Here is a 24,834-nt window from a genome sequence, read left to right as displayed (position 1 = left end):
AAAAATCCAGTCTTAATTACAAATTAATTCAGAATTTTCGTTATAAATGGAATGGGGCTTCTGCATGAAGCTCTACTTGTAAATAAACACGGATGAGATTGGCTACATTCAGTTAAAATGTTAACCAATCTCATGGGATATTTCCAAAGTCATCCTTTATGCATCTACTCTATCTATTACCTGGTTCAATTCATTGTATTTAATACATCTTACTGAATGTCCCTCAGCAATTTCACTTAGTTCCTGCTTCGTTCTACATTCCTCACCTGCATGGGGACATCGATTTAAAAACCTGCAGCCTGTCAGCTTATCATAATTCTCCGGAACACTGCCTTCGATAGGAATCAAAAGCTCCTCCTGACCACCGGCACCTGGAATAGAGCGCAAGAGAGCACGGGTATAGGGATGTCCGGGATGCGAAAAAAGGTCTTTCACAAAAGCCTCCTCCACTACCTCTCCTGCATACATTACCAACACTCTGTCGGCAGTTTCCGCTACCACTCCCATGTCATGGGTTATTAATATTATGGACATATCAAATTCCTTATTTATACTTTTTAACAAATCCATAATCTGTGCCTGTATGGTTACATCAAGGGCTGTCGTAGGTTCGTCGGCAATTAAGAGTTTCGGATTGCAGGCAAGTGCCATTGCAATCATAACTCTCTGCCGCATTCCTCCCGAAAGAGTGTGGGGATATTTCTTAAGCAACGCCACAGCGTCTGAAAGTCCCACTTTTGTAAGCAGGTTTGCCGCTCTTTCAGAAGCTTCCTTTCTATTCAGATTGGTATGGCTCAGGATTGCTTCTGTCATTTGATTTCCGATTGTAAATACGGGATTTAGACTGGTAAGGGCATCCTGAAATATCATGGTCATCTTACTGCCTCTTATTTTATCTAACTCTTTTTCCGATTTTCCCTTAAGCTCTTCATTATCAAAACGAATACTTTCTGCATCCGCCTTACCGGTCTTTCCCAGCAGCCCCATAAGGGACAGGGTGGTAATACTCTTTCCAGACCCTGACTCCCCTACGATACTTAAGATTTCACCGGTATTTACATGAAAATCAACCCCTGAAATACCGGTAAATATATTTTTACCATTCTGAAAGCTGACCTTAAGATCTTTTACTTCCAGTAAACGTGTCATTCTGTCACATCCCACTCATTGATATTGATAAAGGCTCCGTATACATCAGGAGTTGCATTGACCAGCCGCTTATTAGCAACACCAATGGCACTGATAACATAAGCTGAGAGCATGGGGACATCCTGCTGTACCAGAGTATCTATAGTCAGGTATTCCTTCTTTATGTCATTTACATCACTGGTTGTCTGGGTAGCATTCAGTGCATCGGTAATAGTAGTGTTGGCATATCCGGTCCAACCATCAGCTGACAAAAGCCAGTTTACATCTGGATATGGGTCAACCGGTGCATAGGTGTATTGTACTGCCATAAGATCAAATTCCTTGTTGCCTGCCTTTGACATAAGTGTTGCAAGATCCACAGTGTTAACCTGAAGTTTAATACCGACTTCTGCAAGACTTGCAGTTATAAAATCTGCAGCCTGTGTAAAAGTGGTATCTCCACTGTTTACATAGAACTGTAATACTTTTGAGGAATCCCAGCCATCGGCTTCTGCCGCTTTTACCAGTTCCCTGGCTTTATCCACATTAAAGGCCGTGGGTGTCAGAGAGGAATCATAAAAAGGTCCGGCACTGGATAAAAATCCGTCTATTACTTCACCTTTTCCATTTAAGAGTCCGCTGACCAGCTTTTCTCTGTCAATGCCATATAAAATAGCCTGACGTATCCGCGCATCAGTAACTGTTGTGGTATTAAAGAAAATGGACTGGTTTGTAACCGGTGCACCATAATTAACATTTACATTGGTAAGCCCTTCTACACTCGTATAATCCTCCTGCAGAATACCACCTGTTGTCTGCTGAACAAAATCAATTTCTCCGGATTGAAGACCGGTTAAGAGCTGTGCTGCTGTAACAATCTTAATATTCAGCTTATTGATTTTAGGAGCACCTTTAAAATATTTATCATTTGCTTCATAGGAAACATAATGCTGTAAATCTACATCGGTAATTTTATAAGGCCCGTTAACTACTGTAGGAGCATTGAACCAGGAATATGCCGCCAGCTGATCCTCCGGTACATCCTTTAATATGTGTTTAGGAACTGTCAGAATATATCTTCCATAAGTATTCTCAAAAGTCGTCAGCGCCATATCGTATTTGGTGGTAAACTGAACTGTTTTTTCATCCAGCGCTTTCACACCGGAGATTTCCGTAGCCCCTTCTTCCACAAAACCATCCTCACCTACACCTTCAAAAGCATACAGTGCCATGCTGGCATTGGCAAGTTTGGGACTTGCAAGTTTTAATACGGTAAATACTACATCTTCTGCGGTTACCGGTGTTCCGTCAGACCAGACTGCATTCTTATCTACATTAACAATGAAATTCCTGTTGTCTTCCGTGGTAATAGAAGAAGCGAGCATTCCCTGAAATTCCAGCTTGCTGTTTAGCTCCACCAAAGGAAGGAACTCCATGGAAACACTATATTTTAAAATCTCTGTGGCATCCATTAAAAGTGGATTTACACTGGTTAAGGTATCCGTCATACCAATATTAACAATTTTTTCTTTTGCCACGTCTGAGGTGTTAATCCCTGGTGCGTTATCCTTTCCTCCCTGACTGCTGTCTTTGCTGCCGCCGCAGGCAGTTAACGAAACGGCCAGCAATACACTTAGTACCATGGCTGTTACTCTTGCATGTAATTTTTTTCTCATATTTTATACCCTTGCATACTACAGTTTACCTGTAATACTGCCACTAAAAAACTATTAAGAGTGAAAGAATATCCTTGTGGCACCTTTCCTTTACTGTATTTTCTTACACCCATCCTATGGCCATACCGCTTGACTGGCATCCCAAATACCACCTTTCCCCTTTTGGTACTCCAGGTGGATGCGCTTGTTACGGTATACCATAGCTTTATGACTCTATAGCTTTATGACTCTATAGCATTAGTTTATTCATGTATTCATATATGTTTACTATAGAATTATTAAAATTATTTTACTACCAGATATTTGGTTTGTCAATGCACAAAGTGGCACAGTAGTATGAGCCACTGTGCCGCTTTTTTATTTTATGGGTAATATCATTATAGCAAGGGTTGTTAACCAAATATATCATTTAAGACCTTCCTGCTATGTTCGTCGGTTAGAAAAAGTATCTCATCCTCTGCCACAATTTTTGTATCACCTTTTGGAATAATGGTTTTTTCTGCCCTGTTTATGGCAATTAATACTGCTTTCTTGGGAATTGATAAGTCTTTGACCAGTTTATCTGCTGCCGGTGCTTTATCTGCTACCTTTATCTGAACAATGGAGTAATCCCCACGGTTTAATTTAAAGAGGGTGAACATACTCTTAAGGTCCATTTCTTCTACCACGAAATGTCCCATCAGATCTGCCTGGTTAACACCTACATCAACACCCATTGTAGCATTAAATAACCATTTATTCTTAGGGTTATTAACTCTTGCCACAACCCTTGGCACAGCAAATTCCATTTTGGCAAGGGTGGAAACCACCAGATTTACTTCATCAGCACCCGTTACGGCTGCTACTACCTGAGCTTCATCAATACCTGCTTGTTCCAGAATCACTGGGTCTGAGCCGTTACCAAAGAGAAGAATTTCTTTCGGAAGTTCCTCCTCCAATTTGGCAAAGACTTTCTCCCTATGTTCAATGACTTTCACATCATGGCCATTGGACAGCAAAAGATTGGCAAGATAAGAGCCTACCTGCCCTCCTCCGATTACTACAATCTTCATACATCCCTCTCCTTTCAGTTCAGTCCAAGCATTGACTTTAATTTACCGGTAGCGGAGCCCATTACGGTAAGATACAGGATATCTTCCGATTCCATTACCGTTCCCAGGGTCGGGATAAAGGTCCTGGTGCCGCGGCTGATAGAAGTAACCTGTATTTCTCCAAGAGCTGAAATTTCTTTTACCTGATGTCCTACCAGCAATGCCGGTACTTCAATACGCAGCATATTAACACTTCCGTTACCCATCTCATATACACTGTCCAGATGATTATGTGTTATAAATTCCGTAGCACGTTCAATTCCCCAGGTGGTGGTTGAGATTGTCTGGATACCGATTCTATGATAAATTTCTGCTTTTCTTGCATCATAAAGCCTTGCTACTACTCTGGGTACCTGATAGATGTTTCTTGCAATCCTGGCTATTACCGCATTGGCCTCATCACTGGCAGTGCAGGATACCACGGCATCTACTTTATCGATTTTCGCTTTATCAAGTACCTCCTTATCAAATCCGATACCTACTACTTTCGATCCTTTAAAATGCGGCCCCAAACCTTCGAATGCTTCCGGATTTGAATCAATTACGGTAACTGTGTGGCCCTTTTTCACCAGATTCAGAGTCAGTCCCGTGCCCATTCGTCCAAGTCCCACTACAATAACTTTCATGCCCTTCACCTCTCTTTAAAAAATAATATTTACTTCAGTAAATTATCTTTTTCTAAGAAATACCTTCCTTAACTCCTCCAATAATAATATTACTGGCGGCCATATACACAGGAATAACCAATCCGCTGCATTTAAAGGTGCCGTATGGAATACCTTTTGCAAGGGCGGCAGATATACCAGCAGAATTATCAATAATAATTCTACTACTATACCGAAATTAATCCGTTTATTGCTGAGAATACCTATTTTAAATACCGACTGTTTCTCAGTCCGGCAGTTAAATACTGCTCCAATCTGGCAGAATACTATGGCAGCCAGGGTCATAGTTGTTGCTTTAATATAGACCTCACTGTCACCGCCGGCTAATGTTACACCTGGCCAGCCATTTTGTATATTAACAAACAGGTAGGAAGCCAGGGAGGCTAAGGAAGCCAGTAATCCGTACCATAGAAAACCCTTCATTATCAGTTTGCGGTTTAACAGCGGCTCTTTTAAATTCCTTGGCGGTTGATCCATTATCCCCTGCTCCGGACTCTCTGTTCCCAGTCCCAGCGCCGGCAGCATATCTGTTCCCAAATCGATGGTAAGGATCTGCATAACCGTAAGAGGAAGCGGTATTGCACCTCTGGAAAACAAAAACAGTGCAGAAGGTACAGCCTCCGGCATATTTGAATTCAAGATATAGAGCAGGAATTTTCTGATGTTACTGTACACTGCTCTTCCTTCTTCTATGGCATGAACAATAGAAGCAAAGTTATCATCTGTAAGTATCATATCCGCAGCTTCCTTGGCAACATCGGTACCTGCGATACCCATAGCTACTCCGATATCAGCTTTCTTCAGCGCCGGTGAATCATTTACACCATCGCCGGTAACTGCTACGATTTCACCCATTTCCTGCAGGTTGGTTACTACTCTCAACTTCTGCTCCGGAGCAACTCTGGCAAAGATAATCTCATCTTTTAAGTATTCTTTTAAGGTTTCATCGGATAAGGCCTCAAGTTCAAGTCCTGATATAACCCGGGGACTTGCGCTGGTAACAATGCCGATGCGTTTAGCAATACTTTCAGCAGTGAGACCGTAGTCACCGGTAATCATGATAATACGGATACCTGCCCTGCGGCATTCCTCTACGGCAGAGGCTACCTCAGGCCTTGGCGGGTCTGCCATTACCACGAGGCCTATAAAGACAAGCTCCTGTTCAATAATTTCTGGTGTGTAAGCACTCATTGCCTTTGGAATATTATCGTCCTTATGAAGAAGTCTGTAAGCCACGGCAAGTACTCTCAGTCCATCTCTTGCATATTTATCATTGGCTTCCATGATACGGGTACGCATTTCTTCTGTCATGGGCTTTGCCTCACCACCTATACGTATCCACTGGCTTAACTTCATGACTTCCTTGGGAGCACCTTTGGTATAGGCTATCCTTACAGTACCTTCAACGGGTTTATCCAATTGATGAATAGTGGTCATTCTCTTACGCCTGGATTCAAAAGGAAGTTCCCTTAACCTTGGCGTTTTTGTACTGACTGTTTCTATATTGATTCCTGCTTTTTTTGCTACAACACCAAGGCAGGCTTCGGTTGGATCACCTAAGACCGTATACCTTGGATTTTCTTCATTTGGCGGAAGAAGTCTCGCATTGCTGCAAAGGGCTGCTGCTGTCAAAAGAAGCCTGATGTCTTCATTCTTATCTACTGTTATCTTTTTGTTATCCTCAAGTACTTCACCGTTGGCTTCATAGCCGACACCTGTTACCTGATATTCTTTTTCTGCCAGCCATAAATGGCTTACTGTCATTTCATTCTGTGTCAGGGTTCCTGTCTTATCCGTACAGATAACAGAGGTACTTCCCAGGGTTTCCACAGAAGACAGCTTCTTTACCAGGGCATTCCGCTTGGACATTCTTTGAACCGCCATAGCCAGTGCCAGGGTTACGGTAGGCAGAAGTCCTTCCGGAATAAAGGCAACTATCATACCAAGGGCAAAAATAAAGGAGGCTGCAACCTTTTCTTTTACAAAAAAGATAGCGGCTACAAAAAAGAAAACTCCGAAACTGATGGCGATTACGGATATCTGTCTGGTGAGTCTGTTAAGCTCTTTCTGCAAAGGGCTTTCATCTGCCTCCATACTTTGCGTAAGATGCGCTATCTTACCAAACTCCGTCTTCATGCCGATTTCTGTTACGATTGCTTTTCCGTTACCCTCTGAAACATTGGTGCCTGCAAAAATCAGATTTGGTATTTCTGCTTTCGTCAGGTCATCCCGAAAGATTGGGTCAGCGGTTTTTCTGACGGGATTGGATTCTCCCGTTAAGGTGGATTGGTTCACCTGAAGATCACTGCAGGCAATCAGCCTGGCATCCGCAGAAATCTTATCTCCTTCTTCCAGTAGGATAATGTCTCCGATAACCAGATCTTCTGCCAGTATCTTAATTTCCTGTCCGTCTCTGATTACCCTTGCATAGGAAGGGAGCATGTTCTTAAGTGCTTCTGTGGCCTTTCCCGCACGGTGCTCCTGCATAAAACTGAACACACCGTTAATCACATTAACCAGCCAGATAGCAATGGCAAGCTGAGGCATTCCGGCAAATAAAGCTACCGCTCCGCCTATCCACAGCAAAATTGCCATTAAATGGGTAAAGTTCTCTAAGAAGATTAATATAACCGATTTTTTCTTCTTCTCTTCAATGAGATTCTTACCCTGTTTCTTCTGATAATCTATCGCCTGCCCGCCTGTCAGGCCTGCTGCACTTGAGCCAAGCTGGTTATAAACTTCCTCAACGGACAGTTTCGATAGATTACCTTTCTTTTCCTGTGAGTCTAATGTTTCACTCGACGTATAAATCCCTCTTTTCAATATTAGTCATATCATTTCAGTACTTTGATGCTGACAGCTACATTATATGTCTTCTTACCAAAAATTACAATCCCATCCAGGGCCAGGGTAATTACATTTATTTTAGAGTATTGGTATAAAAAATTAATTCAAACAACCAAAAAGATTTTCATAAAGAAAGGGCTGCTATCCTTGATATACGGATTGCAGCCTTCCATGTAAAATACTATTATTGGAATGAGTGGATTCCTGATTTGCAGCGTAGCATATACACAAATGGGCGATAACTTTTAATTAATAACATAATCACCAATGAATTTGCGTAAACAACAAACAGGAATGGCCTTTCTCATTATTTAAATGCAACACTTGTAACTTTAGAACTGTTATTAATATCCCTTGGTGTAATTCCCGGTTCATTATATAAGCCAGTAGTTTCAATATCGATGCCCTGATTATAGTATCCTGCCCAATTTAGTTCAGAGCAGTACCAGTCAGGCTCACTGGCACTTGTATCCTTTTGAAAATCAATCATATACCCCTTGCCTAATTGTCCGATACAGAAATTTACTGCATTTGCTATTATGGAATCAGTTGCCCCTTTTACCCGTAATAATACCGTATCCTTTTCATCTACCCGGGTATCGTCCAGTACACTTCTTACTACCCCATCAGTGATTGCTTCAACTACCCTGATATAGTACTGCTGATAGGTACTGCTGTAGTATTTTCCTTCCACGATTGCTGTATGTCCAGTAATCCCAAATCCTCCTTTGGATTCATAGATAATATCACCTTTTTTCACAGAATCTAACAGTTTGTACTTAGAGTAACTGGCACTGCGGGGCAGGGCCGTTCCGGTATTGTAATACCATTTACTGCCACCGCTGGAATTAGGAAGAATTGCAGTTTGTCGGGCTGTAAGAATACGATAGTAGGTATTTTCATATTCCGTTATGTCAGTAGAGTGTGAAGCCTTGAATTCCTCAGCAAATGTATCAAGGCTTAAATCTAAGGGTATTGCGCTTGCATAAGCATAATTGATTACATTTTCATATGCTTTTTGTAGCTTTTCTTCTGATACTACCGCCTCGGAGTTTATGCTTTTTGCATAAACAAAAGTGCTCATACTAAATAACAGTACACCTGTAAGCAATAAGGCTGATAATCGTTTGACTCTCTTCATTTTATACTCCCATCTGCATGCTTTTTGCATGCGTACCATATCTGGGGGTGTAAAAGTGCTTTTCTTTCACCCTAACCCCTCCTATTAATAGTCTGCAGTCTTTTTCTCCTGTAAAGGTTGTCAGACTTATTAATTTTATATGCTTTGGCAGAAAAGAGTATAACTCAAGTTTTTGTAAAATCCATGTAAGGCTAACAAGCTCCGGCACCGCATTGCATAAATTTCACTTATGAAAATCACACCAAAATACTACACCCTCCTCTTGATTCTGCACGCCATAGGAGAAACCCTGTGCCTCCTGTATGGCACGTACGATTGAAAGGCCCAGGCCAGTCCCGTTATCTTCCCTGGTTCTGGCACGGTTCCGTTTATAAAAACTCTGCCACAGTTTATCAAGTTCCTCCTCCGGTATCGGCTGACTGCTGTTGTAGATGGAAAAGACAGCTTTATTATCCTGATTACTTAAAGAGATGGATATTCTTTTTCCTGCTTCCCCATGACGAACGGAATTAATAATATAATTTGTCATAACCTGTTCTGTTCGGATTTTGTCTGCATAAACAATAATATTCTCTGGTACGTCTGTTTCAAGCAGAAAGTCCTTTTCCTTAAAAATTTCATTATATTTATCCAAAAGTGAGTACAACAGCCGGGAAAGATTAAACTTTTCTTTCTCAATAGCAAATCCTCCCTGCTTAAGTCTCGATAAGTCTAATAATTCCATTATCAAGGCATCCATCTTCTCTGCTTCCTCCATAATAACGTCACAGTAAAAGTCCCGTTTCTGCTGATTCTTGGTAATATCCTCCTTAAGTCCTTCTGCATAACCCTGTATCAGAAACACCGGTGTCTTTAGTTCGTGGGATACATTGGCAATGAACTGTCTTTCATAATCAATATCCTGTGCCAGTTTCAAATTCATTTGATTTAGTCTGTCAATCGCTGTATTTAAGCTGCAGGAGAGCTCATTAATACTGTTTGAAAGTTCACCCAGCTCATCTTTGGAATGAATCTTAAGTCTATCCGAGAAATCCAGTTTTGACATTCTTGCAGTTATTTTATTCATCTCTTTTATTGGCTTTGTAAACTTATCAGATATTAACAAAGTAAAACAAAGAGTTAACAGAATTGTCAGAAGCCCAATCAACATGGTAAAACGATTGGATAAAGCTGCATTTTCTGATATCTCAGCCATAGGAACCCAAATAACGATGACCAGCCCGTCTTCCTTCTGAAGCTGGTATCTTAAAGTGTTTATATCGTAGTCCGGGTCTTTTGTAATGATAAATGGTGAAGAAATGCTCTTTTCTTTGCTGCCACCCGGCTTCCCTTCAGGCGGCTTTCTGCTTTCACTATGGATAAGTCCTGCGGGCATACCTTTAGGACCATTGGTAACCGGGTAATAGATGTCCTCTTTTTCCTTGCCGATAACAATGGTGCCACCCAATTCCTTTTCAATTCCGTTTATCTTTTTAACAAGTTCCTCCTCCTGCAAGACTGTTTTATAATCTGTCGTCCCAGCCGCAGCAATATTTTGACTTAAATAAAGCTCCAGCTCATTTCCGGCAGCCAGAAGCGCATTCTTTTTATGATAGATATAATATTTCTCAGCAAAGAAAGTATTAAAGGTAAATAGCAAAAGGGCAAAAACGATTATTACTGCCAGCATATATGAAAATAGTTTAATTCTGATTGATTTACGCATTTATCTCCCCTTATAAACAACGCTGATTTCTATCAGCTATCCTTCGAACCGGTATCCGAAACCCCGGATAGTGGTTATGCAGTCACCTTTTTCTTTTAATTTTATTCTTAACCTGTTTATATGGGTATCAACTGTTCTTAATCCTCCATAATAATCATAACCCCAGACTCTTTGTAATAATTGCTCTCTGGAAACGATATTTTTTCCGTATTCAATGAGGGTTATAAGGATGCTGTATTCCGTCGGGCTTAGACTGATTTCTTCTTCCCCTAACATCACCTGATGGCTGCCGGTGTCAATAAGCAGTTCTCCAGACCGATATACATTATCCTTACCGTTTTTATCCAGCCTGCGAAAGAAAGCATTTAATCTTGCTACCAGCACTGTTGGTTTGACCGGTTTTCTGATATAATCATCGGCCCCGATTTCCAAGCCGTGAACTTCATCAAAGTCCTCTCCTCTGGCTGTCAACATAATAATAGGAACCTGAGATTTCTTTCTGATTTCTCTACATACTGTCCATCCGTCGAATTCCGGTATCATGACATCAAGAAGTATCATATTGATTTCCTGCATTCTGCAATAGAAAATATCCATTGCCTCTCTTCCATCCTTTGCCTCTATAATATGATAACCTTCCTTCTCCAGAAAATCTTTCAGGAGGATTCTGATTTTAGTTTCGTCGTCCACCAGCAATATGGTCTTATCCGCAAGCATTTCTTAACCGCCTTTTCTTGTATTAGTAATATCTCTTATCAGAAACTTATATGTCTGGTATATAACCTGTAATCTGCCCTGCCGTAAGTATACAATTATTTATATGAAACTTTTTACTCCTTCTACAAAACTTATTAACCAATATAACAGGAATTTGTGGACAAAAAGTGACGGAGGAATATAAACCTCAGGAAAGGTAAAGGAGGAAGCTCTTACTGTATCGTAAGAACTTCCTCCTCTCTTCCTAAGCCGATCTTTTAATAAAATTATCCCAAGTAACCAGTAACACTCCCTACCAAGTGCACTATAATTAGCCATGAAACTATACAGTTTAAACTGGTATATTTTTTCTCTCAATTAAGCTATATTGTCTTAACCGGTACGTATCGTTCTCAATTAAGCTATACTGTCTAATCCTGTACTTATCTTTCTCTCAATTAAGCTATACTGTCTAATCCTGTACTTATCTCATCCTCTGTATAGCGGTAACTGTTTTCATACGCCTTAACAACCTGCTGTCTCTGTCCCGCTGCTTCCATGGCTGCTTTTATTTCTTCCGCACTTACCTCACCATCGCCATCTGTATCATACTTGCTAAAGAATTCTTCTGAAGACAGTGCATTTTCTGTACCAAGAAGAGATACCAGATTCTCATATTCATCGGTTGAAAGAGAACCATCTTCATCCAGATCTATATCATAAGGAAGTCCCTGTACAGGGGGTTCTGGTGGTGTACCCTTTGCCTTTTCTATGCCGCTTCTTACTTCCTCTGCACTGATCTTTCCGTCATTATCCGTATCATACAGTGCGAAAAAATCTTCAGAACTTAAGGACTCCTCAGTGTCCAGCCCAGATACAAAGGCTTCATATTCCTCCGTAGATATATAACCGTCTCCATCCGTATCTACCGCAGTGGAGAAACCTTTATCTGATTCATCTTCCTCCAATACAGGCGGGGGTGGAGGCGGCATTCTCTTCTCACCGTTAACCGCTCTAAGTTCTTCTGCTGTGATTTCTCCGTCTTCATCCGTATCATACTTTGTAAAGAAATCCTCTGAGCTAAGGGCATTCTTTAATCCCAGCTGCTCTACTAGGTTTTCATACTCGTCTGAAGATAACGTTCCATCCCCATCCAAATCCAACGCGCTGCTATTGTCATCCTTGACCTCTTCATTTGTCTCCGCTTCTTTTACACTGCCTGTTTTCTGCATTAATCCCATAACATCTATCAGAGACAGATTGCTTCTAACAGCCTTCTCCTCTTCCTCTGTAAGGGTATCCGTACTAACATCTGTAACTGCCTTCGTGGTTCCATTTTGGTAGTTTTTAGTCTGCTGATACCAGTTTACAGAATTGGAACTGATTGAATGAATCATAACATTACTCCTTTCAGTATTCTGTATTACCTCCTATACATCGGAAGTCCATGTTACAGTTCTGTCACAGTTGTGTATCGGTTTGTTTACATCTGCTGCTATTTTGAAAATTCCAGGGTCAGGACACCTATATCCGCTTTCTCTCCCGGAAAGTTGCACTGATGGGTGTAATTGTTTTCTTTACCGAAACTGAATACGCTCCTTTTTATATAATCACCTTTTTCCTTATTTGAGAGTGTTTCCTCTACCAATACATAACTGGTCTTAGCCATTACTTTGTAAGGAATTTTCTTTTCCTTGTTGTTCTTGATTTCTGTTGTTACTATAACTTCATCCTGTTCGTTCATTTCCTTTAGTACCAGTTTCTTAACCGGATCCACAAGCCTTACTGTTATTTTAATGCTGGTTTTCTGTGCATTCGTAGTCTGTTTATCCATGGTCTCCAAAAGTGAAGTTCCAATGGTCATAGAATACTCCGAATCCGCTGTGCCATCTCCAATATGAACACCTTGCGTACTATTTATCAGATAAAAGCTTCCGTCTGCTCTTCGATACACCGGATAAGCTCTAAACGAACTCATAGTGTCTGCAGGAATCAGGAAAGTTCCCTCCCCTATGTCTTCGTTCCCGCTGTCTAATACTTTGACCTGGGCTGATACATCTATAAATCCATCATCGGCAATTAACCCAATGCCCTTGTCATCTTTGTTCTCCTCCTTTAAAAACCCGATAAAGTAACCATCAATGCCTTCAAAGTTCACTGTATCATTATCATAGCTACCTTCTAATGTCTTGTCCTTTTTCTGTATGATTTCACCCTTACTATTTACAGTAAAATCCAAGGAACTCAACTCGTTATAAGAACTCCCATCACCTGGAAATACCAGATAAGCACCGCAAAATTCATCTCCACCTGATTTCTGCTCCGGTAGAGCAAGACTACAGCCCATTAATTGAACCAAAAGCAGCAGGAGACAAATTATCACACCGCCTCTCCTTGCTGATAATTTGTCTATGGCCTTAAAATAACGTCTATTCTTCCTCCTCATTTTCATCCTCCTCTAACACACCGTCACAATCCAGTATATCCCCAACATTACAATTAAGATAATGACATATTTTATTTAAAGTTACAAAACGAACACCTTTTGCCTTACCGCTTCTAAGTACAGAAAGATTTGCTTCCGTAATGCCAATTAAGCCGCATAATTCCTTGGAAGTCATGTGCCGTTCTTTAAGAATTTCATCCAGATGAATACTGATAGCCATATTTTCCTCTCTTTATATAAGTTAACTATAAGTTTATATAAGATAACTATAGATCAACTTATTGACTCTTAACCTAGTACTGCATTTCTTTAATTTCGCTTAATTCAGCACCTGCCATTACACTGCTGCTGGGTTGTCATCAATCGGTCCAGCTTACTTGCTACCGGAACTGCTACTTCCTCCCTGCCTCAAGGTAAATATCAGGCACTGCTATTAATTGAACTTTATCCGCTGCAGTTCCAGTAATTTCTTAAATATATAATTCATCGTTATCCTTAAGATTTCCCGCTTCCTTAAAATAACCGGACAGAATCATAGCTACAAAAGCTGTTATGAGCGGAAACAGCGGCAGATAAATATTAACAGTTATATCCTTTAAATATCCGCACATTATCACCTTAATCGCGTTCGAAACAAGTCCGCAGATAACACCCCCATAGATACAAATTTTACTAACCCTTCCAAGTGCAATTGCAGCTGTCTGTTCTTCTTCCTTTAAATGTTTATCAGTCATAGCCACTAAAAGATGAATACCTTTTACCATAATCCATATTGTTAAAACAACAGGTATACTGTTAATGACATATATGAGAAAGAGTACACTTATCTTAATATAACCGGTATTTTCTGCTGCACCTTCCGTCCGCATAATCCCTGCTGCTTCCGTTATTACCGGAATTATCATAAAAAAGCTGTATATTACCGTATAAAGATAAGCTCCAAATTTCAATAACAACTTCAGTTGTCTGATCATTGGAATACCCTTATGATAACTGGCAGGTGCCAGGACATTATCTGCGCTCTTTAGCAGAAAATAGCCAAGCCACATCCCCCAGAAGAGGAATGCCAGAATTGCCTTGATACTTATGACCATTACCTCAGAGCCATAATCGGGAAAAAACCTTTGTACCATAATTCCCTTATTAATAAAGAAGTAAATTAGAAAAAGGCTGTAGATAGATATAATCGGCAGCAGGAACCCTGCTCTATGTCTGTTACCCCTCTTTCTTTTTATGAGCCAATATACTAGGGGAACAAAGGCCAGGCACAGATAAACTGCAATAGCCACCCCGTTTCCGAAAGCGGAGGAAAGGGACAGTAAGCGCAAGCCCTTTCCCAAGAGGTCAAAAGGTATATACATAAGTTGAAATCCGTTAATTATGCCTAAATACAGATGCGTAAGCACTGCTGCCACAACGGATAAGAAGGCAGTAAATAATAAGGTCAGCCTAATATCTTTAACAAAAGCCATAATATCCTCCCATAAAATACCATTATTGTTTTACGATAATTATATTCTCATAATTATCGTTTGTCAATAATTAATCTAATTATTGAAGTAGTTATTGAGTTCTATTACCGAATAATATATAATTGAATAATATTGGAAAGGAACTGGCAAATGAAGACACCTAGGAAAATAAAGACTGCCTTAAAGGCAGTACAAATAAAAGTTAAAAATTTCTTTCAGTTGATAATAACAAAATGTAAAAATTGGGCTAATCGTAATTTTAAGGACACTGGTAAACCTCTGTCGCTTCTTACTGATATTTTAACAAGTATACTGCTGGCTTTGATGCTGTTAGATTCGGGTCTTCCGGAAGCTGTAAGCTTTCTGCTGGCATTTGTGGTATTCTTTCTTCTGTTGAACCTGCTGCGGCTGATCATATTGCCTTTGTTAAAAGTGTTCTTAAAAATATCCCCCAGAGACATCTATCTTTTTCTTCAATTATTTATTGTTTTTGCTTACCTTTGGGATTTTTCCTTAAACAGCGGCGGTGAGGATACCTATCTGATTTCCAGAATAGGAGCCGTAACTCTTGCAGGAGCATTTCTTATTATGCTGCGCTGTTGTTATGCAATTTTCAGACTTCGAAGGAAGAGCCCTTCCTTAATTGTTATTTTAATTATTACTCTGATCCTGACAGGGGCAGGGGGGTACTTATGTATTGGCACAGGTTTTTCTTATAATTACGTTGATAACTATCTGGCTATGCACAAAGAAGAAGTTGATTCCTCCTACTCTGGCAAAATGAAAAAAGGTAATCTTGAAACTTCGGTTATAGATTATGGTATGAATAATGAAGCAATAAAATCAAGAACTGCCAACCTGTCAAATTATGTTGTGTATGAAGGCTTCACAAAGAAACTAAGAGATTTTTACTGGGGTTACAGCATTGATAAAGTTCCTTTAAAAGGCAGGGTATGGTACCCTGCTGACGGTAATAATTATCCGGTATTATTTATAGTCCACGGTAACCATATGATGACAGCAGCTTCCTACAAAGGCTATGGCTACCTGGCTGAATATCTTGCAAGTTACGGCTATGTAGTGGTTTCCGTAGATGAAAGCTTTCTAAACGGATATATTAACAATGGTTTATCCGGGGAGAATGATGCAAGAGCAATCCTTTTATTGAAGAACATGGAAGAAATGAAACGAAAGAATAAAGAAGAAGGAAATCCGCTATATGGAAAAATGGATTTTAACAACCTGTCTCTGGCTGGTCATTCCAGAGGCGGTGAGGCCGTAACCGTAGCTGCTCTTTATAACTCATTAAAGCGCCTTCCGGATAACGGTAACATAAGTCTTTCCTATGATTTTGACATCAGATCCATAATAGCCATTGCCCCCTGTGCCGATCAGTATCGCCCTTCTAACAGGGATGTAACGCTGACCGATGTGAATTATCTATTAATTCACGGAGCAAATGACCAGGATGTTTCCTACATGATGGGTGAAAAGCAGTATAACAATACTACCTTTACCGGGGAGAATGACTATTTCAAATCCTACCTGTACATAGCAGATGCAAACCATGGACAGTTCAATACCAAATGGGGAAGGTTTGATATCAGCGCTCCTTTCAATATGATGCTAAATACCAGGAATCTTATAAACCCGTCAATACAGCAGGATATCCTAAAGATAACCATGAAACAGTTTCTGGATGCCACAATAAAAAATGATGTTAATGCCAGAGATTTCTTCCGTGACAGTAAAACATTGCGTTCCGAACTACCGGTTAATCTCTATCTCAACGGTTATGAAGACAGCAGTTTTGATACTATCTGCAATTATGAAGAAGATACGGATATTACAACTGCAACCAAAGAGAATGTCAGATTATCCTCTGCCAGCTCCTCTTATTGGTATGAAACCCAGGTATATTATGAATTAAACGGTCCTGACCGTGATAATTATGCCTTAATCTATTCCTGGAAGGAATCTTTATCCTCCTATTACGATATTGCTTTTGATACACCTTATTCTGAGCCGATGCAGTATCTGCAATTTAATGTGATGGATGATAGGGAATTCACGATCAAAGAGAAAACAATAGACCCGCTGGATTTTACAGTCAAACTTACTGACTCTAAAGGAGAAACAGCATTAGTAACCTTATCGGACTATGCAGATATCTATCCTTCATTGCCTGTAATGACTACAAAACTTCAGTTCTTTAATAACACACCGGTATTTAAACATTATTTTCAGACTGTGAGGCTGCCTCTTGAAGCCTTTCAAATCAATAACAATAATATTGATACCTCTGATATTACGGATATCCGCTTTCTCTTTAATAAACTGAAAACCGGAAAAATAAAGCTTGATAACATTGGTTTCACAAGATAATTCTTGAAAACAACCAGGTGATAATATTGCAACTCCTGCATAGATTATATTAAAAACAGGTATTAACCATGAAAAATTTTTCTGTTCAGGGTGCTGTAATAAGCGCAGGTATAGCCTTATTAACCGGCATGCTCTCCAGCCTGTTATCCGGTGGCCAGCAACAAGTGTATGGGCAGTTGATACTGCCACCCTTTGCACCGCCTCCCTGGTTATTTGGCGTAGTATGGCCTATTTTGTACATATTGATGGGAATAGCTGCTTATCTTATCTACATTACACCTGCATCACCGGCAGATAAACAGGTAAGTTTGTTCTATTATGGAGCCCAACTTTTTGTAAATTTTACCTGGAGTATTGTCTTCTTCCGCTTCCAGGCTTATGGGCTGTCTGTACTGGTGTTGGCTTTTTTACTGGTGTTAGTTACCTTTACTATGATCTATTTTTTCGACCTCAACAGATTGGCAGCATTATTGCTGTTACCCTATTACCTATGGCTGTTAGTGGCATATTACTTAAATATTGGAATATTCCTGCTAAACCAGTAACGGTTAAAAGTAGAAATCTTAGAATGATAGGGAGGGCGGTTTTTAACAGCCGTTCTCTTAGACTGTTCCACAACGTCACAAATGTATAAACACACCCGCAGAACGAACGAGGCGCGGTGGCCATGAATTGGCTACCGCACCCCGTTTTTTAATTATAGGAAGGTATTTATTCTGCTTCAGTAACTGTACCACTAATATTTTTGACAAGGGGAAATACGATAACAACCTTGAATAAATCTCCATCAGTCGTAACTGTAAAAGTTCCATTCTGTAATCCGGTAAAACTCTTGGCAATGGCAAGCCCCAGTCCCGAGCCTTCCGAATTTCTGGCCTTATCTCCTCTTACAAAGCGTTCAACAATTTCCTCTCCGGTAAAATTCAGTTCCTCGCTGGATATATTTCGTAAAGTGATAACCGTATGTTTATCTTGAATCTCCAAATCCATATAGGCTCTGGAACCACGTTGGGCGTATTTACACATGTTATTCAGCAGATTTTCAAATATCCTGTAAGATTTATCGCTGTCCAGCTTAACAATAACTTTATCCTCCGGCATCCTGACTCTGAAATCAATCTCAGCTGCAGCGATTCTGTCACTCATTTCGAAATGTACCTGTTTTATTAAGGCCGTAAGATCCATTTCTACCGGATGTATGGTTATGGTATTGCTGGCTGCCTTGCTCATCTCAAAGAGATCTTCTATAAGAAGTTTTAAGCGAAGCGCCTTTCTGTCCAGGGTTTCCACATAGGATTCTTTTTGCTCTTCTGAAATATTCTTATCCTTTAACAGATCGATGTAAGTAATAATAGCAGTTAAAGGTGTTTTTAAATCATGAGAAACATTTGTTATCAGTTCTGTTTTCATTTTCTGACTCTTGGTTTCTTCCAGCACAGCTCTTCGGAATCCTGTCTGAACCTCCATGAGCTCATCTCTTAAGGAATTGAATACTCCCAAATCCTTCTCAATAGATATATCCAGTTCTCCCTCTGAAATGCTGCTGGCAGCTGCTAAGATTACCTGATAATCTGAGGCTAGTTTGTCTTTGTGTTTCTTTATCTGATAGAGAAGTACACCAGTATAAATGATAACAGCAAATATTCCCACGAACCAGAACATACAAAAAACAATCAAAAGAAGCATATTGCAGCCCAGGAGGAGCAGCAGTTTCTTATTATCCTTTTTACTCATATCAAAGGAGGTTGCATAACGGAATAATTTTTTGACCTCTCTTATCATCCAGTTCATAAACCTTCCAATTAAGGAATTCTCTTTCACGTATCTGACCGGCCCCTTTATAAACAATTCTCTGACAGACAGGACACCTGTAAACCATACTAACAGAATCACTGCCCATATGAGAATATTAAAGACATAGGAAACACCTCTGGCGGCATTTGTCCCTAAGATATTATTCGCGTTTAAATCAAACAAATCGCCCCATACCGTTTCATTTATCAATGGCAGGAAAATCTCACTGTAAAATGCAACGGTTACTGAAAATCCAATCAAAGATATTTCTACCGGAACACAGGCTTCAATTCCTTTTCCTATTCGGAGAGGTTTAATCATAGGAAGTAGGAAGCCCAGCAGTACTACTATCATCATAGCTGCTGCAAATAAATAAGCTCCGCCAGCTTTCCCATAGGCATTGTTATTAAGCTGTTCCATTAGATAGCTGTATTGCCAGGTGTTTACGTTTGAAAGAGCTTCTTCTGACCGGACAGCATATATTACTGACATATCAGAGGGTTTTTTTACTCGGCTTGCATACCACGCCGGATTTCCCCAATTTCTCTCAACCATCTGTTGGGTCAGATTCTGAGCCAGATAAGCATTTGCATTATTGTCCATAATTCCATGAAAGTATGGTACTGTTACATTACCATCTTTATCAAACTTAATGACGGCATAAAAATAATAATCCTCCTGGATTTTCTTAATTTCCTCTGCCATATTTTCAGAATCCAAAAATGCATTAAGCTTTGTACCTGTATTGGTTATTATCTGGCCGCTTTGATTATCGACTCCATAATATTCTAATGCATAGGAAGAGAGCGTATTATAATAAAATTCATAACTCCAGTCATCCATAAGATTTGCAAAATCTTGTTTAAAGGATTCCATATTCAAGGAATCTTCATATTCTTCTTCTGAATAATCCGTTAAATCTTCACTGGCATTTGTATTCGTATCATCTTCAGTGGCATCATATATTTCCGTATCACTGTTTACCGTATCGTTATTCTCAAGGAATACGCCGCTTGCATCAAGCTTTTTATTATTTTTTTGTCTGTCAAGATCCCATTTTAATACATAAGTACCCTGATAAATCTTTTTTAAGAACGCTTTCTTTTCAGAATCCGAAAATTCATTGAGCTGTTCCTCTTTTTGTACTTTTTCTTTCTCAATAAACACCTTTGCATTTTCTGCTATCGGCTTATATAACAATACAATGAATGCAGCCATAATTGAGAGGAGTACGACACTTACATATAAGCCTGCTCCCTTTCTATCGCTGCTGTTTTTCAATTTTATATCCAACGCCCCACACCACCTTCAAATATTTTGGTTCCTTCGGGTTATATTCTATTTTCTCCCGAAGATTGCGGATATGTACCATAATGGTATCTGTATTTACCGCGCGTTCATTCCATACTTTTTCATATATCTCCTCAGCAGAAAATACTCTGCCGGGGTTCTTCATCAAAAGAGTCAGTATCTTAAATTCTAATGGTGTCACTTTTACAGGGTTTCCATCCACACTAAGGGTAACTGTATTTTCATTAAGCTCCAGTCCCCCTACTGTGTAGACATTCTCCTCTTCCTCTTCCTTTTCTTTATCACTTAAGATATCCAGATACTTTTTATACCTGCGAAGATGCGAATTAACCCTGGCTAATAATTCCAGAGGGGCAAAGGGTTTGGTTACGTAATCATCGGCACCGCACTGAAATCCCGTCAGCTTATCCAGTTCTTCCGATTTGGCAGTGAGCATTATTATAGGAAAATCGTATTTTTCTCTGATTTTCATGGTCATGGTAATACCATCCATCCCCGGCATCATAACATCTACAACTGCAAGATGGATTTTCTCTTTTTCTGCAAGGGCAAGACCTTCTCTTCCATTTTCTGCCTTTAGTACTTCATATCCCTGATTCTTAAGATAGATACCGATACCCTCTAATATCTCCCTGTCATCTTCCACCACTAATATACGATAAGCTTCCATATTTCCTCCCAGATTTACGCATTTTCTCTCTATACTGCACTTTCTCAGTATAAAGAGCTTAAATGCTTTTCATTCTTTTCCGGACAGCTCAGGATATATATCCGATAGAATGAATTTTTCCCCTGAGTCTGTTCTTCTTTTTCTTTTCAATCAGGTTTATTATACAACATTTGAGGGACATACGGAAAGACCTTCGTGTCAGAATAGATTTTCTATAGCATTTAATTGGGATTTTTTTCGTATTTACTTCTTTGTTCTCCAGTAACATTTCATACCTCCGTTTAGTTTTGTCTTGGATATCAGCTATTATATAGAATGATTATTAAAGACACCTGCAGATAAAACGAAAGAAATTCGAAAGATTTTAGAATATTTAAACTAGCTTAACAAAAAAACTCCTGTATTATCACCAGGCAGTCAAGCCTGGCTATAATACAGGAGTTTTTTATGTTGTTATATTATTTAGTAACCTGTAAGGTATCAATAAGATATTTGGCTACTTGTTTAACATCCGGAGAAAAGTTATCAGAAATATCTGTTACTGTTATTTTCGTCAGATTTTTCTCAGTATAAACGTCATAGATTGTCTGCTTCATGGTAACTCCATTATAAGTTATGTTAAAGTCAGTTATATAACCTACACCAAGAGCTGTATCAAATTTATTTACTGTTACACCATCTACAGTTACTTCCATACCCTGCTGTGCATATTGAGATACCAGTGAATCAGCCGTTATTTCACTATAAGCTGCATCAAAAACGGAAGCTTCCGGAATACCCTCTGAATCAATAATCAATAATGAAATACTTGAAACAGCATCCGTTTTATCATCAACCCCAGGCACAAGAACTACTTGTCTGTAACCGGTAGCCTCTGCTTCTGTTTTTACCCAGTTGCTTGGATAGATATAAGTTACATTCCCGGAAGTTGCTGCCTGAGCCTTAAAGGGTGCTCCATCAACTAAAGGATTGGCAGCCACTGCTGCTTTTACAGTTACAGTACAGGTATATTTCTTTTTATCAACTGTAGCGGTTATGGTAGCTTTGCCGGCTTTTTTTGCTGTAACCTTTCCGGTCTTACTTACTGTAGCTACTGTTGTCTTACTGGATTTCCAGGTAACCTTTGATTTGGTGCCTGTGATTTTAAGCACTTTCGATTTACCAGCCTCCAGGGTTAACTTTTTCTGACTTATGGCTGTTTGTGCAGCTTCTGCTTTCTGAAGATAATTGGCTGGTAGTGCTGCCTGAAATGTCAGTGAAAGAATCATAACAATAGCCAGCATTCTTCCGAATTTTTTAAATTGTTTCATATATGACCTCCTATAATTTGTTGTACATGCTAACCTATTATATCCTTTTCAGCAAAAACTTTCCAGTTAAATATGGTAAAATATTCTTAATATGGTATACTAGAGATACTTTTCATTAAAGGAGCTTTGATGAAACAGAATTGAAAGCAAGCTTATATTATGTATGAGTCTTGATTGAAAATGCTTTGCATTTTTTCTTTCATTCTGACAGTATCGCAAGCAAGCTTTTAAGATATGTATTGGGATCTGTCTTTTAAGCAGCCTCCCAAGAATCACTGCAGTTTTCATGAAAAGCAGATATCTAAAATTGTTAAGAAAAGAGGTTTATATGCAAATTACGAAAAAACTACAGCTAAAAAAATTCTTATCGGCAGTAATAATCCTTCTCCTTCTTACCGCCACCCCTTTAACTGCGATAAATGTTAAAGCAGCTGACAGTGCTGTACTTAATGTTTCTCAGACCGCCGGCCAGACAGCCTCTGTTGACTTAAAGGCTTTCGCGGAGGAGAAAGCTAAAACCCTTACCTCACTGTATGGATTAGACAGTGTATCCTATGCACTTATTGACAACGGAAATATTATTCTTTCCCAAAAGTACTATTCCCAGACAAAGAAATACGAAACAAAAGCATCGGATGTATATGGCATAGGCTCAATCAGTAAGATATTTACTACTGTTGCAGTCCTTCAATTATCCGGGCAGGGTAAACTTTCCCTTGATACACCTGTTGTAACCTATCTGCCGGAGTTTACCATGGCCGATGACAGGTACAAGGATATAACTGTCAGAATGCTTCTAAATCATTCTTCCGGACTTATGGGAAGTACCCTGAACAATTCCATACTCTTTCAGGATAAAGATACCGTCGCTCATGATACCTTTCTGGAAAGTTTAAAGAGCCAGCGCCTGAAAGCTGCACCGGGTTCCTATTCAGTCTATTGCAACGATGGCTTTACCCTGGCTGAAATATTGGTCGAAAAAGTTTCAGGAATAAGTTTCAGTCAATACATAAAAGATTATATAACAACTCCCTTAGGTTTAAAGAAAACTCTGACACCTGTCGACAGTATACCTGCCGGTCTTTTATCCGGTACCTATGCAAAATTATTAAAAGCTCCACTTCCTGCCGAGTCCTTTCATGCAATAGGTGCAGGGGGAATCTATTCCTCAGCTGAAGAACTTTGCCGGTTTTCCCAGTTATTTATGGCTGTTGGTTCTTATGTAAATGTATTGTCTGCCCAAGCTTCGGATTCCATGGAGAATCCTGAATATGCCAAAGGACTTAATCCCGCTCAGGGAAGCTCGCTGACATATGGACTGGGGTGGGACAGTGTAACTACTTATCCTTATGAATCCTACGGAATCAAAGCCCTTGTAAAGGGTGGTGATACCTTAACCTACCACAGCAGCCTGACTGTCTTGCCAGAGGAAAATATGGCTATTGCAGTTATGTCCTCCGGTGGCAGCAGTCTTTACAATCAGATTTTCGCACAGGAAATTATGCTGAAAGCCTTAAAGGATAAAGGACGTATAACAGAAATCAAACCTGACGAGACTTTCTCCCTACCGAAAAAAACTGCCATACCAGCCGATCAGAAACAATATGAAGGTTATTACGGCAACTTCACCAATATGTTAAAGGTTACAATGAAAGATACCGGAACCCTGACACTCACCAGTATGCTAGCTCCGGATGCCTCACCTCAAATATTTTATTACACTGGTAACGGTAAATATTACTATACCGATGGCACCTATTATTTATCCTTTGAAAAGAACACAAATGGAAATACCTATATTTATTTTTCAGGTTTCACCAAACTTCCAGGCCTGGGACAGAGTTTTTCCTCCAGTTATCTGGCACAGAAACTAACTGAAAACCCTCTTACTGCTGAGGTTGAAAAAATCTGGAAAGCGCGTTCTGGCAAAACCTATTTCCTGTTGTCAGAGAAATACTCCTCCCAGATATATGTTCTTTCATCACCCTACTCTGTTATTCCAATGACTGAGGGCATTAAAGGTTACTGGATAAATACGGCAATCATTGATAAAGATAATGCTAAAAATCCTATCCAGATTCCTGGGAGTTATGGACGGGACCTGACAGACTATCGTTTCTTCCGGGAAAATGGCATAGAATACCTGGATGCAAAAGGAAACATTTTTCTCTCTTCTGACAACGTTAAGTCACTTCCGGCAAAAACTGCAAAATATGCTATCGGAGAAAAGGGATATGCCTCCTGGTATAAATTATCCAGTAATACTGCTTCAAAGAAAATTACCGTTACGGTGCCTGCCAATGCTTCTTTCGCAGTTTATAACGAAAAAGATGTTTGTATAACCAATTACTACCTTAACAAAAACAAGACAATAACCCTTCCTAAGAAAGGTTATATTGTATTTACGGGTGATGCCGGTTCTGTATTTCAGTTGAAATTTGTAAAATAATAATTTTTACACCAATAAAAGGACTGTTTCCCTACTATTTTGTAAGGA

General features: G+C 39.6%; 18 protein-coding genes. 3 read left to right on the top strand and 15 right to left on the bottom strand.

Going from position 1 to position 24,834, the window contains the following annotated elements:
• Positions 1-156 precede the first annotated feature (156 nt).
• From BR73_RS0113205 to BR73_RS0113150, 12 genes are all read right to left on the bottom strand, one after another.
• Entirely contained in the window at positions 157-1,149 is a 993-nt protein-coding gene (locus tag BR73_RS0113205) for an ABC transporter ATP-binding protein (protein WP_033165910.1), read from the bottom strand.
• The gene (locus BR73_RS0113200; protein ID WP_033165909.1) at positions 1,146-2,804 is read right to left on the bottom strand and encodes an ABC transporter substrate-binding protein; all 1,659 of its coding nucleotides are present in this window, start codon (positions 2,802-2,804) and stop codon (positions 1,146-1,148) included. Before BR73_RS0113200 ends, BR73_RS0113205 begins: the two co-directional genes overlap by 4 nt.
• 392 nt (positions 2,805-3,196) lie before the next feature.
• Positions 3,197-3,856 carry a TrkA family potassium uptake protein gene (locus tag BR73_RS0113195; RefSeq protein WP_033165908.1) on the bottom strand — a complete coding sequence of 220 codons (660 nt, stop codon included), beginning with the start codon at positions 3,854-3,856 and terminating at the stop codon, positions 3,197-3,199.
• A gap of 14 nt (positions 3,857-3,870) precedes the next feature.
• The gene (locus BR73_RS0113190; protein WP_033165907.1) at positions 3,871-4,521 is read right to left on the bottom strand and encodes a TrkA family potassium uptake protein; all 651 of its coding nucleotides are present in this window, start codon (positions 4,519-4,521) and stop codon (positions 3,871-3,873) included.
• 42 nt (positions 4,522-4,563) lie between these two features.
• Positions 4,564-7,383: a cation-transporting P-type ATPase gene (locus BR73_RS0113185; RefSeq protein WP_242860671.1), complete on the bottom strand. Its 2,820-nt coding sequence runs from the start codon at positions 7,381-7,383 to the stop codon at positions 4,564-4,566.
• Between the two features lie 331 nt (positions 7,384-7,714).
• Positions 7,715-8,548 (bottom strand): YiiX/YebB-like N1pC/P60 family cysteine hydrolase, encoded by an 834-nt coding sequence (locus BR73_RS0113180; protein WP_033165906.1) that lies wholly within the window; start codon positions 8,546-8,548, stop codon positions 7,715-7,717.
• 223 nt (positions 8,549-8,771) lie between these two features.
• Complete coding sequence (locus tag BR73_RS0113175) at positions 8,772-10,253, bottom strand: histidine kinase dimerization/phospho-acceptor domain-containing protein (RefSeq protein WP_033165905.1); 1,482 nt, start codon at positions 10,251-10,253, stop codon at positions 8,772-8,774.
• 36 nt (positions 10,254-10,289) lie between these two features.
• The gene (locus tag BR73_RS0113170) at positions 10,290-10,970 is read right to left on the bottom strand and encodes a response regulator transcription factor (protein WP_033165904.1); all 681 of its coding nucleotides are present in this window, start codon (positions 10,968-10,970) and stop codon (positions 10,290-10,292) included.
• Between the two features lie 437 nt (positions 10,971-11,407).
• Positions 11,408-12,346 carry an EF-hand domain-containing protein gene (locus BR73_RS0113165; RefSeq protein ID WP_033165903.1) on the bottom strand — a complete coding sequence of 313 codons (939 nt, stop codon included), beginning with the start codon at positions 12,344-12,346 and terminating at the stop codon, positions 11,408-11,410.
• Between the two features lie 98 nt (positions 12,347-12,444).
• Complete coding sequence (locus tag BR73_RS0113160) at positions 12,445-13,395, bottom strand: hypothetical protein (RefSeq protein WP_033165902.1); 951 nt, start codon at positions 13,393-13,395, stop codon at positions 12,445-12,447.
• Positions 13,379-13,615, bottom strand: coding sequence for a helix-turn-helix transcriptional regulator (locus tag BR73_RS0113155; RefSeq protein ID WP_033165901.1), 237 nt, complete (start codon positions 13,613-13,615; stop codon positions 13,379-13,381). Before BR73_RS0113155 ends, BR73_RS0113160 begins: the two co-directional genes overlap by 17 nt.
• Before the next feature lie 250 nt (positions 13,616-13,865).
• Positions 13,866-14,867: a hypothetical protein gene (locus BR73_RS0113150; protein WP_033165900.1), complete on the bottom strand. Its 1,002-nt coding sequence runs from the start codon at positions 14,865-14,867 to the stop codon at positions 13,866-13,868.
• Positions 14,868-15,017: 150 nt separating this feature from the next.
• On the opposite strand from BR73_RS0113150, the gene BR73_RS0113145 reads away from it, so the two are divergent.
• Together BR73_RS0113145 and BR73_RS0113140 are read left to right on the top strand one after the other, a co-directional pair.
• Positions 15,018-17,252, top strand: a complete 2,235-nt coding sequence (locus BR73_RS0113145) for an alpha/beta hydrolase (protein ID WP_033165899.1) — start codon at positions 15,018-15,020, stop codon at positions 17,250-17,252.
• Positions 17,253-17,320: 68 nt separating this feature from the next.
• A complete protein-coding gene (locus BR73_RS0113140; protein WP_033165898.1) occupies positions 17,321-17,797 on the top strand; it encodes a TspO/MBR family protein in 477 nt (158 codons plus the stop codon).
• Between the two features lie 166 nt (positions 17,798-17,963).
• Here the strand turns inward: BR73_RS0113140 and BR73_RS0113135 are convergent, their stop codons facing one another.
• From BR73_RS0113135 to BR73_RS27450, 3 genes are all read right to left on the bottom strand, one after another.
• On the bottom strand, positions 17,964-20,339 hold the full coding sequence (locus BR73_RS0113135) for a HAMP domain-containing sensor histidine kinase (protein WP_033165897.1): 2,376 nt from the start codon (positions 20,337-20,339) through the stop codon (positions 17,964-17,966).
• Complete coding sequence (locus BR73_RS0113130; RefSeq protein WP_033165896.1) at positions 20,308-21,027, bottom strand: response regulator transcription factor; 720 nt, start codon at positions 21,025-21,027, stop codon at positions 20,308-20,310. Before BR73_RS0113130 ends, BR73_RS0113135 begins: the two co-directional genes overlap by 32 nt.
• Before the next feature lie 458 nt (positions 21,028-21,485).
• On the bottom strand, positions 21,486-22,337 hold the full coding sequence (locus BR73_RS27450; RefSeq protein ID WP_051685192.1) for an Ig-like domain-containing protein: 852 nt from the start codon (positions 22,335-22,337) through the stop codon (positions 21,486-21,488).
• 328 nt (positions 22,338-22,665) lie between these two features.
• Here BR73_RS27450 and BR73_RS0113115 point away from each other — a divergent pair, with 328 nt between their 5' ends.
• Positions 22,666-24,786 (top strand): serine hydrolase domain-containing protein, encoded by a 2,121-nt coding sequence (locus BR73_RS0113115; RefSeq protein WP_033165894.1) that lies wholly within the window; start codon positions 22,666-22,668, stop codon positions 24,784-24,786.
• The last annotated feature ends 48 nt before the right edge of the window (positions 24,787-24,834 follow it).

Source organism: Clostridium sp. KNHs205 (genome assembly GCF_000702945.1).
In the GTDB taxonomy this organism is placed as follows: Bacteria; Bacillota; Clostridia; order Lachnospirales; family Lachnospiraceae; genus Anaerocolumna.
Note: the sequence above shows the minus strand (reverse complement) of the source record. Positions and strands in the feature narration are given on the sequence as shown.

Coding starts and splice junctions, on each gene's coding strand:
- BR73_RS0113190 (WP_033165907.1), bottom strand. CDS start 4,521: ATGAAAGTTATTGTAGTGGGACTTGGACGAATGGGCACGGGACTGACT.
- BR73_RS0113155 (WP_033165901.1), bottom strand. CDS start 13,615: ATGGCTATCAGTATTCATCTGGATGAAATTCTTAAAGAACGGCACATG.
- BR73_RS0113195 (WP_033165908.1), bottom strand. CDS start 3,856: ATGAAGATTGTAGTAATCGGAGGAGGGCAGGTAGGCTCTTATCTTGCC.
- BR73_RS0113160 (WP_033165902.1), bottom strand. CDS start 13,395: ATGAGGAGGAAGAATAGACGTTATTTTAAGGCCATAGACAAATTATCA.
- BR73_RS0113115 (WP_033165894.1), top strand. CDS start 22,666: ATGCAAATTACGAAAAAACTACAGCTAAAAAAATTCTTATCGGCAGTA.
- BR73_RS0113140 (WP_033165898.1), top strand. CDS start 17,321: ATGAAAAATTTTTCTGTTCAGGGTGCTGTAATAAGCGCAGGTATAGCC.
- BR73_RS0113205 (WP_033165910.1), bottom strand. CDS start 1,149: ATGACACGTTTACTGGAAGTAAAAGATCTTAAGGTCAGCTTTCAGAAT.
- BR73_RS0113170 (WP_033165904.1), bottom strand. CDS start 10,970: ATGCTTGCGGATAAGACCATATTGCTGGTGGACGACGAAACTAAAATC.
- BR73_RS0113150 (WP_033165900.1), bottom strand. CDS start 14,867: ATGGCTTTTGTTAAAGATATTAGGCTGACCTTATTATTTACTGCCTTC.
- BR73_RS0113130 (WP_033165896.1), bottom strand. CDS start 21,027: ATGGAAGCTTATCGTATATTAGTGGTGGAAGATGACAGGGAGATATTA.
- BR73_RS0113145 (WP_033165899.1), top strand. CDS start 15,018: ATGAAGACACCTAGGAAAATAAAGACTGCCTTAAAGGCAGTACAAATA.
- BR73_RS0113165 (WP_033165903.1), bottom strand. CDS start 12,346: ATGATTCATTCAATCAGTTCCAATTCTGTAAACTGGTATCAGCAGACT.
- BR73_RS27450 (WP_051685192.1), bottom strand. CDS start 22,337: ATGAAACAATTTAAAAAATTCGGAAGAATGCTGGCTATTGTTATGATT.
- BR73_RS0113180 (WP_033165906.1), bottom strand. CDS start 8,548: ATGAAGAGAGTCAAACGATTATCAGCCTTATTGCTTACAGGTGTACTG.
- BR73_RS0113200 (WP_033165909.1), bottom strand. CDS start 2,804: ATGAGAAAAAAATTACATGCAAGAGTAACAGCCATGGTACTAAGTGTA.
- BR73_RS0113175 (WP_033165905.1), bottom strand. CDS start 10,253: ATGCGTAAATCAATCAGAATTAAACTATTTTCATATATGCTGGCAGTA.